Source organism: Gemmatimonadota bacterium, assembly GCA_009838845.1.
Lineage (GTDB): Bacteria > Latescibacterota > UBA2968 > UBA2968 > UBA2968 > VXRD01.
Window position 1 is genome coordinate 1 of the sequence record VXRD01000007.1, and the last position, 19,887, is coordinate 19,887.

The 19,887-nt window shown below is 51.3% G+C and carries 16 protein-coding genes; 6 read left to right on the top strand and 10 right to left on the bottom strand.

Features of this window, described 5'->3' with window-relative positions; translation table 11 throughout:
- From F4Y39_00785 to lepA, 10 genes are all read right to left on the bottom strand, one after another.
- On the bottom strand, positions 1-395 hold a 395-nt coding region (locus F4Y39_00785), incomplete at its 3' end, for a hypothetical protein (protein ID MYC12238.1).
- 319 nt (positions 396-714) lie between these two features.
- The gene (locus F4Y39_00790; protein MYC12239.1) at positions 715-1,329 is read right to left on the bottom strand and encodes a threonylcarbamoyl-AMP synthase; all 615 of its coding nucleotides are present in this window, start codon (positions 1,327-1,329) and stop codon (positions 715-717) included.
- 6 nt (positions 1,330-1,335) lie between these two features.
- On the bottom strand, positions 1,336-6,036 hold the full coding sequence (locus F4Y39_00795) for a choice-of-anchor D domain-containing protein (GenBank protein ID MYC12240.1): 4,701 nt from the start codon (positions 6,034-6,036) through the stop codon (positions 1,336-1,338).
- 37 nt (positions 6,037-6,073) lie between these two features.
- Complete coding sequence (locus F4Y39_00800) at positions 6,074-7,096, bottom strand: cobalamin-independent methionine synthase II family protein (protein MYC12241.1); 1,023 nt, start codon at positions 7,094-7,096, stop codon at positions 6,074-6,076.
- 17 nt (positions 7,097-7,113) lie between these two features.
- Positions 7,114-8,295: a hypothetical protein gene (locus F4Y39_00805; protein MYC12242.1), complete on the bottom strand. Its 1,182-nt coding sequence runs from the start codon at positions 8,293-8,295 to the stop codon at positions 7,114-7,116.
- Positions 8,296-8,303: 8 nt separating this feature from the next.
- Complete coding sequence (locus tag F4Y39_00810) at positions 8,304-10,028, bottom strand: hypothetical protein (GenBank protein ID MYC12243.1); 1,725 nt, start codon at positions 10,026-10,028, stop codon at positions 8,304-8,306.
- Positions 10,025-10,924, bottom strand: coding sequence for a homoserine kinase (locus F4Y39_00815; protein ID MYC12244.1), 900 nt, complete (start codon positions 10,922-10,924; stop codon positions 10,025-10,027). Before F4Y39_00815 ends, F4Y39_00810 begins: the two co-directional genes overlap by 4 nt.
- The gene (gene hemW, locus F4Y39_00820) at positions 10,925-12,034 is read right to left on the bottom strand and encodes a radical SAM family heme chaperone HemW (GenBank protein ID MYC12245.1); all 1,110 of its coding nucleotides are present in this window, start codon (positions 12,032-12,034) and stop codon (positions 10,925-10,927) included.
- A 6-nt stretch (positions 12,035-12,040) separates the two neighbouring features.
- Positions 12,041-12,730, bottom strand: coding sequence for a signal peptidase I (lepB, locus tag F4Y39_00825; protein MYC12246.1), 690 nt, complete (start codon positions 12,728-12,730; stop codon positions 12,041-12,043).
- Positions 12,731-12,735: 5 nt separating this feature from the next.
- Positions 12,736-14,535 (bottom strand): elongation factor 4, encoded by a 1,800-nt coding sequence (lepA, locus tag F4Y39_00830; GenBank protein ID MYC12247.1) that lies wholly within the window; start codon positions 14,533-14,535, stop codon positions 12,736-12,738.
- A gap of 302 nt (positions 14,536-14,837) precedes the next feature.
- On the opposite strand from lepA, the gene F4Y39_00835 reads away from it, so the two are divergent.
- The 6 genes from F4Y39_00835 to dnaB all read left to right on the top strand — a co-directional run bounded on the left by F4Y39_00835 (position 14,838) and on the right by dnaB (position 19,879).
- Positions 14,838-15,710, top strand: a complete 873-nt coding sequence (locus tag F4Y39_00835) for a YicC family protein (GenBank protein ID MYC12248.1) — start codon at positions 14,838-14,840, stop codon at positions 15,708-15,710.
- A gap of 9 nt (positions 15,711-15,719) precedes the next feature.
- Positions 15,720-16,373, top strand: a complete 654-nt coding sequence (locus tag F4Y39_00840) for a guanylate kinase (protein ID MYC12249.1) — start codon at positions 15,720-15,722, stop codon at positions 16,371-16,373.
- A gap of 70 nt (positions 16,374-16,443) precedes the next feature.
- On the top strand, positions 16,444-16,671 hold the full coding sequence (locus F4Y39_00845; protein ID MYC12250.1) for a hypothetical protein: 228 nt from the start codon (positions 16,444-16,446) through the stop codon (positions 16,669-16,671).
- Positions 16,637-17,842 carry a bifunctional phosphopantothenoylcysteine decarboxylase/phosphopantothenate--cysteine ligase CoaBC gene (gene coaBC / locus F4Y39_00850; GenBank protein ID MYC12251.1) on the top strand — a complete coding sequence of 402 codons (1,206 nt, stop codon included), beginning with the start codon at positions 16,637-16,639 and terminating at the stop codon, positions 17,840-17,842. The genes F4Y39_00845 and coaBC overlap by 35 nt, the downstream gene beginning before the upstream one ends.
- The gene (locus F4Y39_00855; protein MYC12252.1) at positions 17,835-18,506 is read left to right on the top strand and encodes a uracil-DNA glycosylase; all 672 of its coding nucleotides are present in this window, start codon (positions 17,835-17,837) and stop codon (positions 18,504-18,506) included. The genes coaBC and F4Y39_00855 overlap by 8 nt, the downstream gene beginning before the upstream one ends.
- Entirely contained in the window at positions 18,506-19,879 is a 1,374-nt protein-coding gene (dnaB, locus tag F4Y39_00860; GenBank protein ID MYC12253.1) for a replicative DNA helicase, read from the top strand. The genes F4Y39_00855 and dnaB overlap by 1 nt, the downstream gene beginning before the upstream one ends.
- Positions 19,880-19,887: the final 8 nt, after the last annotated feature.

The following is a 19,887-nucleotide window of genomic DNA, read 5'->3' on the forward strand; positions in this document are numbered from 1 at the left end:
GCTCTCTCCTGACCCGTGCTCACATCCCACAGCTTCACTGTGTTATCATCTGACCCGGAGGCCAACAGCGTCCCATCGGGTGAAAATGACACCGATCTGATAGAACTCGTCGTGGGTATCAACGCGCGCTCACGAGACGTCGCCACATCATAAAGCCAGATGCCGATGTCACTTGCCACAGCGAGATATTGACCATCTGGCGAGAATGCTATCGGCCTGTCGATTCCCCCAAGTGTTCCTTTTCCCAGACGTGCGATTACACCATTGGGGACATGCCACGTCCGATAATGACCCTCCAGGTTCAGCACGTCGTCAGACAGCGTTCCTGCGCTGCGGCTGTCCTGTATAAATAGAACCAGTAAGAATATGAGGTTGAATAATAGGATCTTTTTCATCTGCGAATTCTCCTTTATTGTTCGCGGCGGGATCTATCAGAGAGTTGCCAATCACAATTCCCATCTTAATATAAGAAGCAAGCCCTGCTGATAGTAAGTCCTCAGAAAAGTATAGTTTGTTCTTAAGATGTCAACCCCGCAAATTTGTCCCAGTTTCCGTTTTTTTCACTGATGTTACACATCTGCACAAGATAACGGGCCTGTCATTTTTAGCGCAGCGGAGTCGAAAAATCTACTACTGACGCAGGTGAAACAGATGCTTCGGCTCCGTTTCACTCCGCTCAGCATGACGCCCTTTCATTAAATTTAAAACAGCTTCTTAGAGGTGAATATGCGCCCTGAGTTTTTGGGCAGGAATAGCACCTTCGCGCAGGAGAATTGCGCGGTCAGTAGAAACATCGACAAGCGTGGAAGGGAGAGTACTGCCGGAAGGCCCACCGTCGAGAATGAGATCCAGATGCTCGCCTAGCGCATTTTCCACCTCATAAGCCGAACGCGCCGGAGGCTCTGTAGAACGATTGGCACTCGTACTCGTGAGGGGACCACCAAGTGCAGTGAGCAATTGGGTGGCAATGGGCGAACTCGAATGGCGGAGAGCCACCGTATCGCGTCCGCCGAGCAAGGCGGGAGAAAGATTGCGATTGGCGCGAAAAATAAGGGTAAGCGGTCCTGGCCAAAATGCCTCGATAAGTATTTGAGCTGTCGGAGATACAGTGCGGACAAGCGTTGAAAAATCATCTGCACCGCGAATCAAGAGAATAATCCCCTTATCCTCCGCACGTCCTTTGGCAGTGAAAATTTTCTGAATAGCCTCAGCATTATAGGGATCTGCCCCCAGACCATACACAGTCTCGGTCGGATAGGCAATCAGGCCGCCGTTTTTAATAATATCGGCAGCCTGATTGATATTTTGAAGAGTTGGCAGTGCGATCATGGCATCTCACTTCACACTTCTCACTTCATAAACCCTGGCAAAGTGCAGAAAATCGCCGAAACCAACCCGACCATCGGCATTGAGATCAAAGCGCATATCCGCAGAGTCAAAAGCGTTGACAAAGATCCGAAAATCATTGAAATCAATCCGACCATCGGCATTGAAATCAAAGGTTTTTTCCCGCGGAACAGCAGGCAATGCAAAAGCCATATCAAATAGAACAGACAGTTCTCGTATTCTGTGATTTGCCGCATCCGCAATTAACAGGGTGCCCGTTGGACTAAGAGCCAAGCCATGCGGGGCATTGAGACTTATGGCGAGAGCGCCGCCTTCTTCGAAATCGAGTTGCCCCACTTCCGTGCCCGCGACAGTCTGGATCAGACCGCTGTCCAAATCGAGCAAGCGAATGCGGTGATTATTCGTATCGGCAATAAAAAGATATCCCCGTTCATCAACGGCAATGCCCTGTGGAGCATTGAGTTGCGCCTGCGTGCCCGCACCGCCATCGCCTGCAAATCCGTTCTGTCCCATTCCCGCAATAGTCGCAATAACACCGCGGGCATCGACTTTGCGGATGCGGTGATTATCCGTATCGGCGATATAGATATTCCCACGCGAGTCAATGGCAATCGCACTGGGGCGATTTAGGCGCGCCTGTGTGCCCACCCCGCCATCGCCAAAAAATGCGCCCTGATCGGGGTCGCCGCTACCCACAACCGTCGTGATAATGCCATTGGCATCGACTTTGCGAATGCGGTGATTATCCGTATCCGCGATATAGACATTCCCACGCGAGTCAATGGCAAGCCCTGCGGGACTTCTTAAATTGGCGTCCAAAGCACGCCCCCCATCGCCTCCAAACTGACCGATGCCGATTCCGGCAAAGGCGAACAATATCTCATCTTGCACCGTGCTCACAACGTGATTGCCCATCTGGCTGATCAACAAATCGCCTTGAAGAACCATACCTCGAGGCGCAGCGAGATCTTCCGCTACTCCTGTCCCTGCAATGGTCTGGATAATACCTGTTTCCAAACTCACGGAGCGAATGCGGTGATTCTCTGTATCCGCAATATAAATGTTGCCCGACGGATCGACCAATACGCCTTGTGGCCGCTGAAGGCGTGCCTCAATAGCTGCGCCGCCATCGCCTTGAAATCCACCGCCCTCATCGCCCGAACCAGCGATAGTACGCATAGTCAGGGCATCCTCTGCGAAAGGTTTGATGAGTTCTATCTCAACGCGCCCGGATTCCAGGCCAGCACTTTCTGCAACGATGACAACGCGCCCCTGATCTTGCCCTGCTCGAAAACGCGCATACGCCACGCCATCGCGCACCGCAACAGAATCTCCGCCAGCGGGTTCTGACCTCTCAGAAGAAATGATGAGACCACTACCGCTCTCAATGCGAAATATAACCGCCTGGTCGCTGGTGGGCAAAGGTCTGTTGTCTATCGTGACGATCTGTGCGGTGAGTTCAATTTCGGAGATACCATTGGCCAGCAAATTGGCCGCGTCTGCAAACAAAAGAACGCGAGCAGGGGGCAAAGACGGTCGTTCGGTAATATCTATAACGCGATTGACCGATAAATTGTCTCTATCACTGCGAAATTGCTGCACAATACCACTGGGCCAGCGCAGGGAGAGCACTTCGATTTTTTCGGCTTTGCCCACGCCAAATGTGGGCAAGAGCGCGTCCTGCGATAAAAAGGAAGCACCTCCTGTAACTTCTCGAATGGCCTGGCGATTATTGCCATCCCCATCTTTGAACTCAATTTTGAGGCGCGTGCCAATCGCATCGGTGCTGCTATCTGTCCCGCGAAGCCGAATTGCGAACCAATTGCCATCAGCTTCGCGATTGCGAAAAAGAGCATCGGGACCATCCTGCACTGCGACATACAAATCGAGTTTACCATCGTTGTCGTAATCGGCAAGGGCAACACCGCGGCTGTCGGCATTCAGAGCAACGCCCAAAGAGTCGGACATCTCTACAAAAAGTCCGTCCTCATTTTGGTAGTACAAATTGGGCTGATCGCTATTGGTCACATAGAGATCGAGATCCCCATCATTGTCAAAATCGCCCCACACCGCACCTCTGCTTCGTCCGTCGTGATCGAGCATCATTTCCGGCGCGCGATCTCTGAACACGCCATTGTCTTCGTTTATATAGAATCTATTAGCCGCACCAAAATAGGGGATAAACAGATCGAGGTCTCCATCGTTGTCGAAATCGCCCCACGTCGCGCCAAAACTCGGCCCGGTATCAACCGGGCTAAAAACATTTTCTACGGATGTGAATTGCTCGCCATCATTTCGAAAAAGGCGGTTGGGCCCGCTATTCGCCAAAAACAAATCGGGATCCCCATCATTGTCGAAATCGCCCCAGGCAGGTTGAATCCCACTCTCTATATCGCCTATGCCCAGACTATCGGCACGCTCGGAAAAACCATTGCCATCGTTCTGGTAAAAGCGGTTTGCGCCAAAATTAGCGACATAGAGGTCGAGATCCCCATCGCGGTCATAATCTGCCCAGGCCGCGCCATACCCATCTCCAGAGTCGTCAACCCCAAAAATGGTTGCAATATCTGTGAATCCCGCACCGTCATTGCGATATAAGCGATTGGATTCGCCAAAGTTGGTGACATAAAGATCGAGATCCCCATCGCCATCCACATCCCCCCATATCCCCGCACTGCCATCACCGGAATCGCCAATACCCAGTGCTGGCGCGATATCTGTGAACCCCGTACCGTCGTTGCGATATAAGCGATTGGGTTCTCTGCTGCGTACGAGATAGAAATCGGGATCATTATCGTTGTCAAAATCTGCCCAGGCCGCACCAAATCCCGCACCTGTATCCCCCAAACCCATGTTGGGTGACACATCGACAAATCCGCCGGGCTGGGCACTTTGCCCAATGCCCTGTAATTGAAGTCTAACGGCAGGAGTTCCTGGCGCATTGCTAAAAATGGTCAACACGGCTTGTTGGAGATCCTCGGACTGCGGGCGGAAAATAATGGGAAGTCGCTGGCTTTGTCCGGATTCAATGCGGAGGACATCGGTTTGTTCGACAACAAATTGCGAGTCGGTCGTAGTAGCATTGGGAACCACCAGCACGCCAGCACCGAGGTTGGAAATGCGTACCGACAAGGTTTGAGATTGCCCAATAGAGGTGCGATCAAAAATTAAAACATCGGATGGAAAAAGTCCGATATTGGCGGCATCTCCCCATCCCTGCACATTGACCGTGGCAGAAGGTATGCGCGAGTCATTGGTGGTAATAGTGATAACACCTCTTGCCACGCCTGTTCGTACAGGATCAAATATAATCTCAAGTTCAGCGATTTGTGCGATGCCAACTTCGAAGGGCAATTCCGACAAAACGCGAAACCCGGGGTTATCGGAAATAGCTGTTTCAATACGAACGGGCAAATTGCCTCGATTTTCAACGCGCAAATGGCGCACCGCCGGATCGCCAACGCTAACTCTACCAAAGATGACATCCGTGGAGATGGCGTTGAAAAGAGGCATTCGGAACGCCGGATCGCGCAGTTTCCGGATGCGATTGTTGAAAGCATCGATAAAAATGAGGTCCCCATCGCCATCAATCAGCAAATGTGTGGGCTGCCCCAGATCAGACAGAAGACCGAGTGTACCTTCAGGCCCCTCGCCCGCAACACCCGTTCCCACGATAGTCAACACATTGCCCGTTTCCGTTTCAACCACGCGAATGCGATTATTGCCCGTATCGCCGATATAGATATTGCCAGCTTCATCGACAGCAACGCCCGAAGGAGAAAAAAATAAAGCACCTGTCGCTGGCCCACCATCGCCCTTGTAGAGATCTTCTGACAGTTCTTCCGCAGGGGTTGCTCCCCGTCCGGCTACGGTATTGATCACGGCAACGACGGTTGTGTCTTGTATGGCCCTGCTGACGCGCCGAATGCGTCCATTGTTAAAATCGGCAATCAAAAGATCGCCCAGACCTGTCACAGCCAATTGCCCAGGGGTTAAACCCGCTCGAGTTGCCAATCTCCCATCCTGAATATTCGACGCCTGGGCACTACCATTGCCTGCGATTGTGCCTACGGTATTATTCGCCAGATTAAATTGCCGCACGCGGTTGTTGCCCTGTCCATTCTCATCGAGGCTATCGGAGATTAAAAGAGCCACATCGCCCAACATCGTCAGTGCGACAATTTCGTGGAACGTGGCTTGTAGTGCGGGCACCACCTGATCATTGAAACCACCTTCGCCCGTACCCGCAACCGTAGTGATGATACCGAAAGCATCGATGCGCCGAATGCGTCGATTGTGAACATCACTTTCACTCGCGCCACCGCTACTGATATAAATATTGCCCGCGCTATCGACCGCAATGGCATTGGGAGTATTGAGCAATGCCATTGTCGCTGGCCCGCCATTGCCCGAAAATCCCGGCTCCCCAGTACCCGCGACCGTAGTGATGATACCCGTTATCGCATCCACCCGTCGAATGCGGTGATTATCCGTATCCGCAATATAGAGATTTCCCCGTGTATCGAGCGCAATTCCCAGCGGACGGTTGAGCACAACATCCGTTGCCAGCACATTATCGCCATCTTCCAGACCACCACCGGCAATGGTGACAATCGCACCGCGTGTCTGGGCGAAAACACCCGCTTCCGAGATCAGAAAACTAAAAAAAAATATATAAATATATCGCATGGTAAAATTATAGGACGGAATACTACTACCGATCTTCTCACTTCACACTTCCCAAATAAAGATCTCTGCCTTGCGCGAGGGCTGCGATTTTCTGATCTGCTACCGAGCGTTTGAGCATCCAGAACCCGCAATCGGGATGAATAAATGCGATGCGTCCCGGGCCGAGTTCTTTTTCGGCGTGATCGAGGCGCCGGGCAATCTGTTCGGCGGTTTCAACGTGATTGATTTTGATGTCAACCACGCCGATGCCCAGTTTGATGCGCGGATCAATTTCTTTCAGAGCAACCAGATCATCATCCGGGCGATGGGCCAGTTCGAGCACGAGGTGATCGGTGTGCAGATCGTTGAGGAAATCAATAAGCGCGCGCCATGTGCCGCGTTGGATGGTTTGCCCACCGTAATTTCCAAAACAAAAGTGAACAGCTTTCTCAGTATCGGGATCAACCGCGTCGAGCACCCTATTAATCGCCTTCGCTGCGATAGGCCCGTCCTCGGGATTACCCGGAATATTGGCTTCATCGACCTGTACACAGGCGCATGGCAGACCGCGCACCTGATCGGCCAACACATCGGCCACCCCCATGAGCAGGGCTTCAAAATCTCCGTAGTAGTTATCGAGCAAGGTGCGGGCAAGCATATAGGGGCTGGTAAGCGTAAATTTGAAGGAACCACCTGCGACGGTTGCTGCACGCAAACAGTCGGATAACAAGTCAAGCGACCCCTCTGAGAGCGCGTCATCGACAACAGCAGCGGGTTTGGCGCGAAAGTCCATGGATTGTCGTTGCCGAAATGTCTCGATCTCAGTACGCCCAAAATCGGCGCGCGTACCGCCCATAGGACGCACAAAATATTCGATCATGCCATTGGTCTCGGGATGATTGATGTCAAATCGGTAGAGTTCGCCATCGGTAGGCAGATCAATCCCTGCCTGGCGCTGCGTATCGAAGATAACGCGCGTGGCATCTACAACAGCGGTTTCACTCGGTGCTGCCACGAGCCAGTCGGGCAGCGGATAAGACCCAACTGTGGTGGTGAGAATTGTATCCAGGTTTTCAGACATGGACATACCTCGCTTACTCACAATTCCTCTGATATGGCATCGAGTTTGGCTCGATTCTCCGGAGTCAGATTTCTCAGAGCTTCAAATACAAAGGCAAACAAGCAACTCAATATCAGACTAAGTCCCCCCGCAACAGCAACCATGAGACTGCGGCGCGGATAGCTGCGCGTATCAGGAGGCCGGGCATAATCCAGGACTGTGATAGTGTGTGTACCTTTTTCATCTTCAAATCGCGTTTTTTCATATTCCTGTTTGATAAACTGATAGATGGCATTTTGTATTTCAACATCGCGGATGAATGCCACCGCAGTCAGGCCCAATTCAGGCAATTGTCGAAAAGGCTTAAAAATTTCTGGCAATTGTCCGCCCGAATCGCTGCTGCGCAAACTATCGGGGAATTGGCCCATAAGCAAATTGTCGAGCACTTCGCGCGTAGTCTGGATTTCCATATCGAGCTTTTTCAGTTCGGGATTGTCTGCAGTCATCAGTTTTGATTGGTAATCGCGCTTGACAATCAGTTCTGCCAGCGAACCGATGAGCGTGGCAGATATTTCCAACTGCGTTTTGCCCTGGGTTTCTACGTCTAATACCATGTGCTCGTTCTGAAAATCCCGATAGCGCCGCTCGGCTTTGAGCATGTCCTGTTCGGCTTCTTTGAGCCGCTCCGTGAGATAAGCCAGATAGGCACGCGTTTTGTCTTGATTGCGTCGTTCAAGCGCGTTTTCGAGTTCTTCAACAAAAGCATTGGTCAATTCTGCCGCCAGTTCTGGAGTATTGGCTTCGTAGGAAATCGTGAGAAATTGCTCGCGAGAGAGATCGACTTGCAGACGATTGGATATCATATCGAGCAATTCGCTTTGATGGCTGGCACCATAAAGCCTGGCGAGATCAAAGCGCTCTGCAACAGATAGGCGCACGCTTTCGCTTTCAACGACCGGAACAAATTCTGTGGCGGATATGACCTCACCGCCCAGTCCCATCAAATTGAGGGGCAGTTCTTGCAACAGATTAGATAGTCCCCCTAAGCCACTCCCGGTATCTTGTGGGGGATAAACGCTGGCATACGCGCGATAGGCTTTGGGCAAGATCAGAGAAATGCCCGCTGTCACCAGCGTGACGGCAAAAAAGCAGGTGAGAATCATGCGTCGCCAGCGCACGAGAACATAAATGTGATCGAGGATATTGCGTTCAGATTCCATATTTATTGTCAGAGTTCGCGGTTGATCAAAACGATGGTGAAGACCAGCGATGCGATAGAACCGAGCATTGCAATGACTTCTCGCGTGATGCGATAGCCCTGCCCTGGCATGGTTGCTCGCGTGGGAACCACAATCGCATCGCCGGGACGCACGATTGATTCTGATGTGGCGTTTATAGCATTGCCCGTATTGCCCTCAACAATGATAATATCTTTTTCTTTTGCACGTGTGTTAAAACCGCCAGCGAGGTCAATATAACCGCCAACCGTAAGTGCCGCATCATAAGGAATATTCGCCGGTGCGATCACAGCACCTGTCACGCGCACAGAAGGGACAAATCGCGGAATGCGAACGACATCGCCATCTTGCAGGAGGATATTGTGCTGCTCGTCGCCAGCCATGAGCGCTACAAAATCAATGGGCAAACGCCCGGAAAGCTGCTGGGTTTTGAGGGTAATGAGGGCTTCTTCGGCATCGGTGCGCTGTGAGCGGGGGATGCCGAGCAATCGGTTGAGCGCGGGATCATCTTCGATGGTCTGTTCTTCGAAATTGACCTTGCGAATAAGAGACGCCTGAACCACGGATGCTTCGGGTGTGAGTTCGGCCTGCTGTAATAATTCTTTGAGGCGAAGCCCCTCTTTAAAAGGAAAAGAACCGGGGAATTTTACCTCGCCTTCGACATAGACCCACTTTGTTTCGCCAATAACATAGAGTTTATCACCCGCCAGCAAAGTGAGATTCGCCTCGGGATCACCTGCAAGCACACGGGAAAGATCGATGTCTATGGGTCTCCACTCACCATCATCCGACAAGCGCAAAAGATGGGCGCGCTTTGGAGGGGAATGGGCACGCAAACCATTCCCCAAAACAATGAGATCGGACACGCGATCGCCGGGCGCAAATTCATAGCTACCCGGGTATTGTACTGCACCTGTGATATAGATGGAATCACTGCGAGCAACGGGCACCACAATTTGCTCTCCATCGAGTAAGAAGGGGTTGTACTGTGCCTTACCAGTGCGGTTCCATAGCTCGAGATCTATCCTGCGTTCCGTATTGTGCCATTGTCCATTTTCATCGAGACGCATGATCTGGATATTGCGGCTGGAGCCTTTGCGGTTAAAATCATCAATGAGGCCCCCGGCTTTGGTGATGAGTTGCGATGCCTGTTCGACACCTTCAACATCAACGGCTCCTGGCATGTGTACTTCGCCAACTACGTTGATGGGAAATGTGCGAAGGCGCGCGAGGCTGATGGAGATATCGAGTTGATGAAAGCGTTTAGTTATAGCGGTCTGGATAGCCTGGTTGGCTTCTGTAAGCGATAAAAACGCAACGGAAACAGGTCCAACAGACGGAAAAAGCAAACTGCCGCTCGCGCCGACGGGCACTTCAAAGGTTTCGATTTCTTCATTTCTATTTATAACTACGGCAAAAACATCTCCCGGTCCGACAATATAGCGACCTGACCGAATAACCGCGTCATAGGCGGCTTTGCCAATGCTTTTGATTTCAACCGGTGGTGTAACTTCTTTTTCTGTTTCTTCGGGAACAGACGTGGTAAAGGGCCTGGGAGATGGTCGTTCGGATTTTTCCTCGGTTTGACGTGCAGTGCGACGAGATTGCGCGTGTGCAGCAAAAGGGTAAAACGCAAAGTCAAAAATGAGCAAACTCACGAGCACAATATAAAAAAGACGCATATAACGTCCCGGATATGCCATAGAGATAATCATGTGATGGTGGCTCCCGATGGATCAATTTCGAGGATGCTATAACGCGCCTGGACGTTTTTTGCCGCCCAAATATCAATCATAGCCTGTCCGATAGCGTCGGCATTTTGGGTAGTAAGCGCGACGAGGGTCGGTCCCGCACCCGAAAGCGCAGCACCCCATGCCCCTGCTTTGACCGCTGCTGCGAGTATCTGATCAAAGCCCGGAATGAGTTTTGCCCGATAGGGATGATGCAAGCGGTCTTGCATGCCGATGGCGAGATGCTCAAAATTTCCCGTGATCAGCGCTGCCGTAACAATGCAGGCTCGGCTTGTACTGAAAACAGCGTCACGGTGGGAAATGGTATTGGGCAAAACATTGCGAGCGTCTTGAGTTTTGAGTTCAAATTCGGGAATAGCGACCACGGCGCGCAATTCTTCCGGAGGCAGGGCGCGCACGCACGCAACGCGGTTGCCATCCATAGTAGAAGCAGTGAGGCCGCCGAGCAAGCAGGGTGAGACATTGTCGGGATGGCCTTCAATAGCGGTGGCAATATCGAGCATCTCCATCTGCGAAAAGGGTTCGCATAAGAGGTGATTGGCTGCAACAACACCGCCAACAATGGCCGTTGAACTGCTACCCAATCCCCGGGCAAGGGGCACAATGTTGTGCATGTGGATATCGATCCCGGGCAGTGTTTTCCCCGCGCGTTGGGCGGTGAATTGCGCGGCGCGATAGAAGAGATTCTCCTCATCGGCAGGCAAAATATCCGTACCTTCACCCTCAATGCTAAACGACACGCCCGGTTGAGAACGGATTTTTACCGCGACCTGATTGTAAATGGACAGCGCCATACCCAGTGCATCATAACCGGGACCGAGATTGGCAGTGGAACCGGGCAGGCGGATGCGAAATTCCATCTATAGTTCTCTAACGAGTTCGGTGCATACCAGATCGGCGAACAGGAGACCCTGTCGCGTCAGGCGGATGCGGTTATCAATTTGTTCCAGCAAGTGCTGATTTGCCATCGCGATGTACTGTTTGTGGATTTTTGGATGACTCAAAAAATCTGCGCAAAGCCCCCTGCGTTGGCGCAATCCAAGCATAACGCGTTCCATGATGTGCTGTGTCGGTGTGAGTTGTTCTTCTCTTTCCAATGCATATCCGGTTGCCTCAATGCGCTGTATATAAGTTGTGATACCGCGCACATTCCAGGATCGGCGATTGTCGAGATATGAATGTGCAGATAAACCAACGCCCAGATAGGGGCGATCATGCCAGTAGTTGAGATTGTGGCGCGACGCAAATCCCGGTTGGGCAAAATTGGAAATTTCGTAATGTGTGTACCCGGCAGCTTCGAGTTGGTCAATAGCATATATATACATCTCGGCCTGATCGGTCTCAGGCGGCACATCCAATTTCCCCTTTTGAAAGCGGCGCGCAAAATTAGTCTGGGGTTCAATCGTGAGTCCATACACCGAGATATGTTCGGGACACAACTCAATGGCCCTCTGAATACTCGTTGCCCATTCTTCAGGCGTCTGCCCCGGCGCGCCGTACATAAGATCGACACTTATGTTCTTAAACCCCACATCACGGGCGGCTTGAAACGCAACTATCGCATCTGATGCCGTGTGAAATCGACCGAGTGCTTTGAGTGCGCGATCTGTAAATGCCTGCACACCCAGACTCAAGCGGTTGATGCCGTGTTCATATAATTTTTCAAAGTGCTTGCGATCATTTGGATTGGCCTCTGCCGTAATCTCTGCATCGGGAGCGACCGCGCTTTTCGCATTTGTCGTGATCCGATTCAACTGTCCAGGCGGTATTGCCGAAGGCGTGCCTCCTCCAAAGTATAGCGTATTGAACACGGGCGGCGTTCTGAGGGTTTGCATGCGATTTTGCATCTCGACAATCACCGCATCCGTATAGCGTTTCGCCATGTGGTTTTTGCCCACAACAAATGCAAAATCGCAATACGGACAACGCGAGTGACAAAATGGGATATGAATATAAAGGCCGAGGTGCATGACGTTTCACTCCACGAGCATGCCAATGCGCTGCCAGCGCACGCGTTCTGGGAAATGGAACAGATTATAGAACGCAATACTGAGCAGAGAAGTTATATTGCTATATGCGGGAACGCGATCATCTGGTGCCCAGGACCAGTAAAGAACAAATGCTTTCCTCCGAATGAGATCGCGCTTGAGAAAGCCCCAGTATCGACTGTCTTCGCTGCTGTCGCGGTTATCGCCCATCACAAAATAACAGTCTTCGGGCACGATCTTAGGTCCGTAGTTATCCCGCGTATTGGCTACCGACCTCCGTTTGAGAATAACAGAATCGATATATTTGGATTTGGACGGATCAGTCGCGCGCTTGTCGTCAACATAAAGGATTTTATCTTTGATTTCAACTTTCTGCCCGGGACCTGCAACAATGCGTTTGATAAAATCGCGGGACGGATCTCTGGGATACTGAAAAATGACAATATCGCCGGGATCTGGCGAGCGCCACGCTGGCAGGCGAATATCGATAAGGGGAATGCGAGCGCCATAAATAAATTTGTTCGCCAGCAAAAAATCCCCGACCAGCAAAGTGTTTTCCATCGATCCCGAAGGAATGCGAAATGCCTGCACGATAAATATGCGAATAAAAAGCGCGAGTGCAAACGCGAGTAAGATGGCTTTGATATATTCGATAGTCACGGATTTTTTTTTGGGCATTTTCCTCACACTTCCATCTGCAAAACAGCGAGAAACGCCTCTTGAGGAATTTCTACTGCTCCGACTTGTTTCATGCGCTTTTTGCCCTCCTTTTGACGCTCGAGGAGTTTGCGCTTGCGGGTAATATCGCCGCCATAACATTTGGCAGTAACATTCTTGCGGAAGGGACGCACGGTTTCGCGCGAGATCACTTTGGCACCGATTGCCGCTTGAATAACGACTTCAAAGAGCTGGCGCGGGATCAGTGCTTTGAGTTTTTGACTCAATGCGCGCCCCCATTCATAGGCTTTATCGCGGTGAACAATTGCAGAGAGTGCGTCTAAGGGTTCGCCATTGATGAGCAGCTCGAGTTTGACCAGATCCGCTGCCTGGTGTTTTTTGTATTCGTAGTCAAACGATGCATAACCGCGCGAGACCGATTTGAGGCGGTCGTAGAAATCGAGAACAATTTCGGATAACGGCAGATCATAGCGCAAGAGGGCACGGGTGGGATCGATGTATTCGGTCGTCCGATAATGACCCCGACGATCTTGTGCAATACGCATAATATTGCCCACATATTCAGAGGGCACCAAAATTTGAGCATCGAGTATGGGTTCGGCAATATCTTCTATATTTCCCGCAGGTGGCATCTCAGCGGGATTTTGCACATCGATTTGCTCGCCACTGGTCAGACGCACGCGATATTCGACATTGGGCACAGTCGTGATGATGTCTATGTCAAATTCGCGGTCCAGTCGCTCCTGGACAATTTCCATGTGAAGCAGGCCCAGAAAGCCACATCGGAACCCGAAACCGAGTGCTGTAGAAGTTTCGGGTTCGTAGGACAATGACGCATCGTTAAGGTGCAGTTTTTCGAGCGCAGAGCGAAGGTTTTCAAAGTCATCTGATGATACGGGATAAAGTCCGGCAAAGACCATGGGTTTGACTTCCTGGTAGCCGGGCAAGGGATGAGGGGCGGGATTAGCAGAGCCGGTAACGGTATCGCCAACCCGAGCGTCTTCAAGATCTTTGATACCCGCGATGAGATATCCGACTTCGCCCGCACTGAGGTTTTGTTGTTTGATGCGTTTGAGTTTGAGAGTGCCAATTTCTTCGGCGTCGTAATTTTGGTGGGTTGAAAAGAGACGAATGGGCATGTTTTTTTTCAAAACACCATCAAAAACGCGCACATAAGCCACGACACCTCGATATTGATCGAAGATGGAATCGAAAATGAGAGCCTTAAGCGGTGCATCCGGATTCCCTTCAGGGGGCGGTATCTCATCAATGATGGCAGCCAAGAGTTTATCGATCCCAATGCCCTCTTTAGCACTGATTTTGACAATTTCTTCTTCTTCGACACCGAGCAAATCGTGAAGTTGCATCACTACGCGATCGACCTCGGCACCGGGCAGGTCAATTTTGTTAATCACGGGAATGATGAACAGGTCGTGCTCCATGGCGAGGAGGACATTGCTAACGGTTTGGGCTTCAACTCCCTGCGCCGCGTCAACGAGGAGCAACGCCCCTTCACACGCGGTAAGGCTGCGCGAGACCTCATAAGAGAAATCGACATGACCCGGCGTATCGATGAGATTGAGTTCGTAGATCTGACCATCTGGCGCCGTATAATCCATGCGAATGGCGTGCGACTTGATGGTAATACCCCGCTCGCGTTCGAGGTCCATGCTATCGAGCACCTGATCTTGCATCTGAAATTTGCTCAGAGTTTGCGTCTGTTCGAGCAACCGGTCGGCCAGAGTCGATTTACCGTGATCAATATGCGCGATAATGGAAAAATTTCGAATATTCTGGAGATTCATGTTTTTGTGTTCTAAAAAGTTCGGGAAGCCGTATATGAAAAGCGCGTCTGACTGTCTCAGTAGCGCAATGAAAGCTATAAAGCATGAGAATATACCGCCTTGCCCTGTTCAAGTCAATCTAAGACCTGATTCTATAAACGCACCACCTGATAACCCCAATTGCGAGATGTGAGAAAATGCGATTGACAACCTCAAATCCGTAGTTCTATCCAGTTTGATTGACAATAATATGTAAATTGACTATCTTTTTTGGCTATTATTCCAAACATTTTTACTACATTTGCCAGCAGGTGGGAGCGGGTATGATCGCCAGCATGACCGGTTTTGGAAAGGGGGTTGCAGAAGGGGAAGTGGGCCGCGTTATTGTTGAAATGCGGTCGGTCAATGGACGCTATGGCGATGTGATGGTACGCATGCCCCGTTCTTTGTCTGAACTTGAGTCTCGCATCAAAGAACGCGTTTTATCGGTCTTTACGAGAGGGCGTCTCGATGTAAGTATCACCTTGCAGGATGCTGCATCAGAGCAAGGTCTTCCCGTACTCAAGCCCGAAGTGCTAGCCGCATATCTCAAGGGGATTGAGGAAATTCGCGCGGATATATCGGGCGATATCGATTTGATGCAAATTGCCCAATTGCCTCAATTATTCACATTTGAAGTTCCCGAACTCGATTCTGAAGCCCTCTGGAAAGTGGTATCTGTTGCACTCTGTCAAGCCATTGACGCCTGTCGGGCCATGTGCCTGGCAGAAGGTGAAAAACTCGCCCGTGATCTCCGCACGCGCATTTCAGTACTCGACGAATTTCTCCAGCGCGTCGAAGCACTCGCACCCGAGCGTGTAGAAACTGTTCGAACGCGGTTAGAGGAAAAATTGGCGCAATTATTAACACCTGAACAAATTGATGAGAGCAGGTTGTTAATGGAAATTGCTCTCTTAGCTGACCGCAGCGACATAACAGAAGAATGTGTGCGTTTTCACAGTCACAACGCGCAGTTTCTCGGGATGCTCGATCGCAGTGAAGCGGTTGGTCGGCGTCTCAATTTTTTGCTGCAAGAAATGCTCAGGGAAGCCAATACTATGGGATCCAAAGCGGGTGATGCGACGATAGCCCATGTGGTCGTGGATATCAAAGAAGAAATTGAAAAACTCAAAGAACAGGTTCAAAACATTGAGTAAAAATCGCGGATGATTAAATCAGAAGAAACTGATATTGAACGGATTCGGCAAAAGTTGAGCAATAATCCCGCCGCATTTGCCGTGGTCGTCGCCGGGCCATCGGGAGTTGGAAAAACGTCGATGTGCCAGGAGGTTTTGCGTGCAGATTCAAGCGTCCGGCGCTGTGTGACGACAACGACGCGACCACCACGCGATGACGAAATACAGGGTGTTGCCCGTCATTTTGTGACAGTTGCACAATTTGAATCCATGCAAACGCGAGGCGATTTTATCGAATCTGCCGAAGTACATGGACATCTTTACGGCGCGACATTCGACGCGGTTGCAGAAGCTCTGTGCGGTGGACATGTGATGTTGATGGATGTAGATGTGCAAGGCGTGGCCGCGTGGAAAAAAGTCTTGGGAGATCGCTGCGTGACCGTATTTGTCGTGCCGCCATCTCTCGATGTGCTTGCGAAGCGCCTCAATGCACGGCAGTCTGAAAGTGCTTCGGACTTTCGATTGCGTATGGAAAATGCCGTTTCTGAACTCGTTCACGCAAAAAACAGCGATTACGTCGTCGTAAATGACGAATTGGAACAGGCTATCGCCGATTTGCTCGCTATTATTCGCGCAGAGCGCCAGCGCACACGGCGGATATGTTTGCGTCGCTTGAGTCTCTAAAACTATGCTCCCGGCCCATCTCCGGCCCGTTATCGCAATGCGAAAGTCCATTTCTAACAAGGAGTGCGTTATGTCGAATGTATTTTTCACTGAGGAATTAACGGTTGAAGAGGACATGAATACCTATAAAGCCGTATTGCTGGCATCAAAAGAAGCTCGCCGGTTGAATAAAGCCCGGCTGGTTGCAGGTGTGCCCGAAGGCGAAGAAAAAATAACAACCATTGCACTGGACCGAATTGTAGAAAAGAAAATTCAGGTGACCTATGCTGACGGGAAAGAGGATTCTTCTGGGCGTTAGCGGTGGAATTGCCGCCTATAAAAGCGTATTCTTATTGCGCCTTCTTCAGAATGCAGGCGCAGAGGTTCGGGTGGTCATGACACCTGCTGCACAGAAGTTTGTGCAGCCCCTCACTTTTGAAGCACTCTCGCACCATCGCGTCTATACGGATTTGTTTCCTTCGGACGGCGACCCCGATGTTATCCACGTACATTTGGGCAAATGGGCCGATCTAATCATTGTTGCGCCAGCAACTGCAAATTGCATGGGGAAATTGGCCCATGGATTAGCCGACGACCTTTTGACCTGTGCGTTGTTGGCTGCAGAAGCACCTGTTCTACTCGCCCCGGCAATGGAAACCCAAATGTGGGAACGCGGTGCTGTGCGGCAAAATGTCGAGTTCTTAAAAAAAGACGGCTATCGGATGGTTGGGCCGGGAGCGGGAGCGCTCGCCTCGGGTGCCGAGGGAATGGGGCGCATGGCCGAACCCCCTGAGATTGTGGATGAGGCCAGTAGTATGATGGGCGCGACGCAATCGCTTGCCGGCAAGCGCATTGTAGTGACAGCGGGCAGAACCGAACAACCCCTTGATCCCGTGCGCTTTATCACCAATCGCTCAACGGGTAAAATGGGCTACGCCATTGCCGAACAAGCGCGACGCCGAGGGGCTGATGTCGCGTTGATCAGCGGACCGACAGAACTCACCGTCCCCGCCGGTGTACAAATCGAATCTATCCGCACAGTTGCCGACTTAAAAGCAGCGACCGTCCGCGCATATCAGCATGCCGACGCGCTAATTATGACCGCAGCGGTGCTCGATTTTCGCCCCGAACACGTGTCCAAATCAAAAATCAAAAAACGCGATGGCGGTCTTTCGCTTCACCTTCTGCCCAACGAAGATTTTTTAATTCCTCTGGGACAAAACAAGGGAGAGCGAGTCGTAATCGGGTTTGCGATGGAAACCGATCACGCGCTGGAAAATGCCCACAAAAAACTCCACGAGAAAAACCTTGACCTGATTGTGCTGAACGAATTGAATGTGGAAGGTGCGGGGTTTGGCGTCGATACCAATGTCGTGACTTTTATCGAACCCCATCGAGAACCTGTCGCATTGCCTCTAATGTCCAAACGCGATGTGGCAGACCACATTTTGGATTGGCTGGTGTCGCGTTGGGAGAGCGGGCATGGATGAATCCTCCGATCTGTTGGAAACCCTCGCGCTTGCACGCGATTTTCTATCGCGGGAAATCGCTTATGCACCTGCCTCGATTGCGCGGATGGATGATCGAGAATCGGACACTGATCCCCTGACTATTTTGGATCAAGAGGCTTGCAACTGTCAAAAATGCGGGTTGGCACAAACGCGCACCTCAGTCGTGTTTGGAAGCGGGAAAACTAATGCAGACCTCATGTTTATCGGTGAAGCACCCGGTGCAGAAGAAGACCGGCAAGGTCTGCCTTTTGTAGGGGCTGCCGGACAATTGCTGACGCGAATGATCGAAGCCATGGGTTTGACACGCGAAGATGTCTATATCGCCAACATCATCAAATGCAGGCCCCCCAATAACCGGGACCCCAAACCCGATGAAATTGCTGCCTGTCAGCCTTATCTACTACAACAAATTGACCTGATTGCACCGGTTGTAATCTGTACTTTGGGACGTTTTGCCGTGCAAACCCTGTTGCAAACTACCGAGTCTATGGGGCGTTTGCGGGGAAAAATTTTTGAATACCAGGGCGCGAAATTAGTCCCCACATATCACCCTGCTGCCCTGCTGCGAAATGCACACTGGAAGCGCCCTGCCTGGGAAGACTTGAAACTCGTTCGCAAACTTTACGATGGAACCAAAATCTGATGGCCTCCCAAAATCCAACATTGAACACGGCTGAACGCGCGCTACCCCAGGCCCTCGAAGTCGAACGCGCTGTACTGGGCGCCATGTTAATTGACAATATGGCAATCAATCGCGTAGTGGAAGTATTGGGGGATGAAACGGCTTTTTACCATACGCCACATCGAAAAGTCTATGCGGCAATTCAATCTGTGTCTGAGCGTGGTGATCCCGTCGATCAAGTCACACTGACCGCAGAACTCGTGCGACGAGGACAACTCGACGATGTCGGCGGCGTGGTTTTCATTGCTGAGTTAGCCAGTGAAATGGCGACGGCAGCCAATGCCGAATACCACGCACAGATCGTTTTGGAAAAGGCGCAGAGGCGGCGGTTGATTGACGCGGCGACTCAAACGCTTACCGAAAGCTATGAAGAAACCGAGGATGTGCGCGAACTCATCGACCGCGCAGAGCAACGGGTCTTTCAAATTGCCGAAGGCGAATTGGGCAAAGGCGTCATGCCCCTTTCATCGGCCATTGAAGAGGCTTATGTAGCGATTGAACGCGCGCACGAACAGCCCGGCGCGCTGACAGGCGTGACCACGGGCTATACGGACCTGGATGAGATCACAGCGGGCTTGCAGTCCTCGGACATGATCATCCTCGCGTCGCGTCCATCGATGGGCAAGACAGCACTCACATTGTGCATGGCGCGCAATGCCGCCGTGAAGGGCAGTACACCCGTGCTGTATTTTTCTCTGGAAATGTCAACAGAGCAACTCGCACAGCGACTTTTGTGTGCAGAAGCACGCGTGAGTTCGCACCGTTTGCGAACGGGCAGGCTATCAGAAGAGGAATGGCAACGATTATCCGAGTGGACGGGAAAGCTCATTGAAGCCCCCATATACATCGATGACACACCTGCTATTTCTGTCATGGAACTGCGAGCCAAAGCGCGCCGTGCAAAATCCGAATACAATATTGAGTTAATCATTGTCGATTATCTACAACTGATGACCTCATCTGAAAATTTTGGCAGCCGCGAACAGGAAATCGCCTATATCTCGCGGTCCCTGAAAGCCCTCGCCAAAGAACTCGATATTCCGATCGTTGCCTGCGCGCAATTGTCGCGGGCTGTGGAAAGTCGCACGGATAAACGACCGCAATTGGCCGATTTGCGCGAGAGCGGCTCGCTGGAACAGGACGCGGATGTGGTGATGTTTCTCTTTCGCCCCGAAGTATATGGCATTGTAGATGAAGAGGGCAATACGCAAGAAGGCAGAGCCGAGATCATATTGGGCAAGCAGCGCAGCGGGCCGATTGGCAGCGTTTTTTTGATCTTTCAGGCAGAATATCTTCGCTTTGAAGAACCCGAAATCTATCGCGAATTTCCCTGAGGAATATA

What these genes read in the sequence shown, in the direction of transcription:
- F4Y39_00810 (MYC12243.1), bottom strand. Translation starts at nt 10,028, where the DNA reads ATGATTATCTCTATGGCATATCCGGGACGTTATATGCGTCTTTTTTAT.
- F4Y39_00805 (MYC12242.1), bottom strand. Translation starts at nt 8,295, where the DNA reads ATGGAATCTGAACGCAATATCCTCGATCACATTTATGTTCTCGTGCGC.
- F4Y39_00800 (MYC12241.1), bottom strand. Translation starts at nt 7,096, where the DNA reads ATGTCTGAAAACCTGGATACAATTCTCACCACCACAGTTGGGTCTTAT.
- lepA (MYC12247.1), bottom strand. Translation starts at nt 14,535, where the DNA reads ATGAATCTCCAGAATATTCGAAATTTTTCCATTATCGCGCATATTGAT.
- F4Y39_00855 (MYC12252.1), top strand. Translation starts at nt 17,835, where the DNA reads ATGGATGAATCCTCCGATCTGTTGGAAACCCTCGCGCTTGCACGCGAT.
- dnaB (MYC12253.1), top strand. Translation starts at nt 18,506, where the DNA reads ATGGCCTCCCAAAATCCAACATTGAACACGGCTGAACGCGCGCTACCC.
- F4Y39_00845 (MYC12250.1), top strand. Translation starts at nt 16,444, where the DNA reads ATGTCGAATGTATTTTTCACTGAGGAATTAACGGTTGAAGAGGACATG.
- coaBC (MYC12251.1), top strand. Translation starts at nt 16,637, where the DNA reads ATGCTGACGGGAAAGAGGATTCTTCTGGGCGTTAGCGGTGGAATTGCC.
- F4Y39_00815 (MYC12244.1), bottom strand. Translation starts at nt 10,924, where the DNA reads ATGGAATTTCGCATCCGCCTGCCCGGTTCCACTGCCAATCTCGGTCCC.
- F4Y39_00795 (MYC12240.1), bottom strand. Translation starts at nt 6,036, where the DNA reads ATGCGATATATTTATATATTTTTTTTTAGTTTTCTGATCTCGGAAGCG.
- lepB (MYC12246.1), bottom strand. Translation starts at nt 12,730, where the DNA reads ATGCCCAAAAAAAAATCCGTGACTATCGAATATATCAAAGCCATCTTA.
- hemW (MYC12245.1), bottom strand. Translation starts at nt 12,034, where the DNA reads ATGCACCTCGGCCTTTATATTCATATCCCATTTTGTCACTCGCGTTGT.
- F4Y39_00835 (MYC12248.1), top strand. Translation starts at nt 14,838, where the DNA reads ATGATCGCCAGCATGACCGGTTTTGGAAAGGGGGTTGCAGAAGGGGAA.
- F4Y39_00840 (MYC12249.1), top strand. Translation starts at nt 15,720, where the DNA reads ATGATTAAATCAGAAGAAACTGATATTGAACGGATTCGGCAAAAGTTG.
- F4Y39_00790 (MYC12239.1), bottom strand. Translation starts at nt 1,329, where the DNA reads ATGATCGCACTGCCAACTCTTCAAAATATCAATCAGGCTGCCGATATT.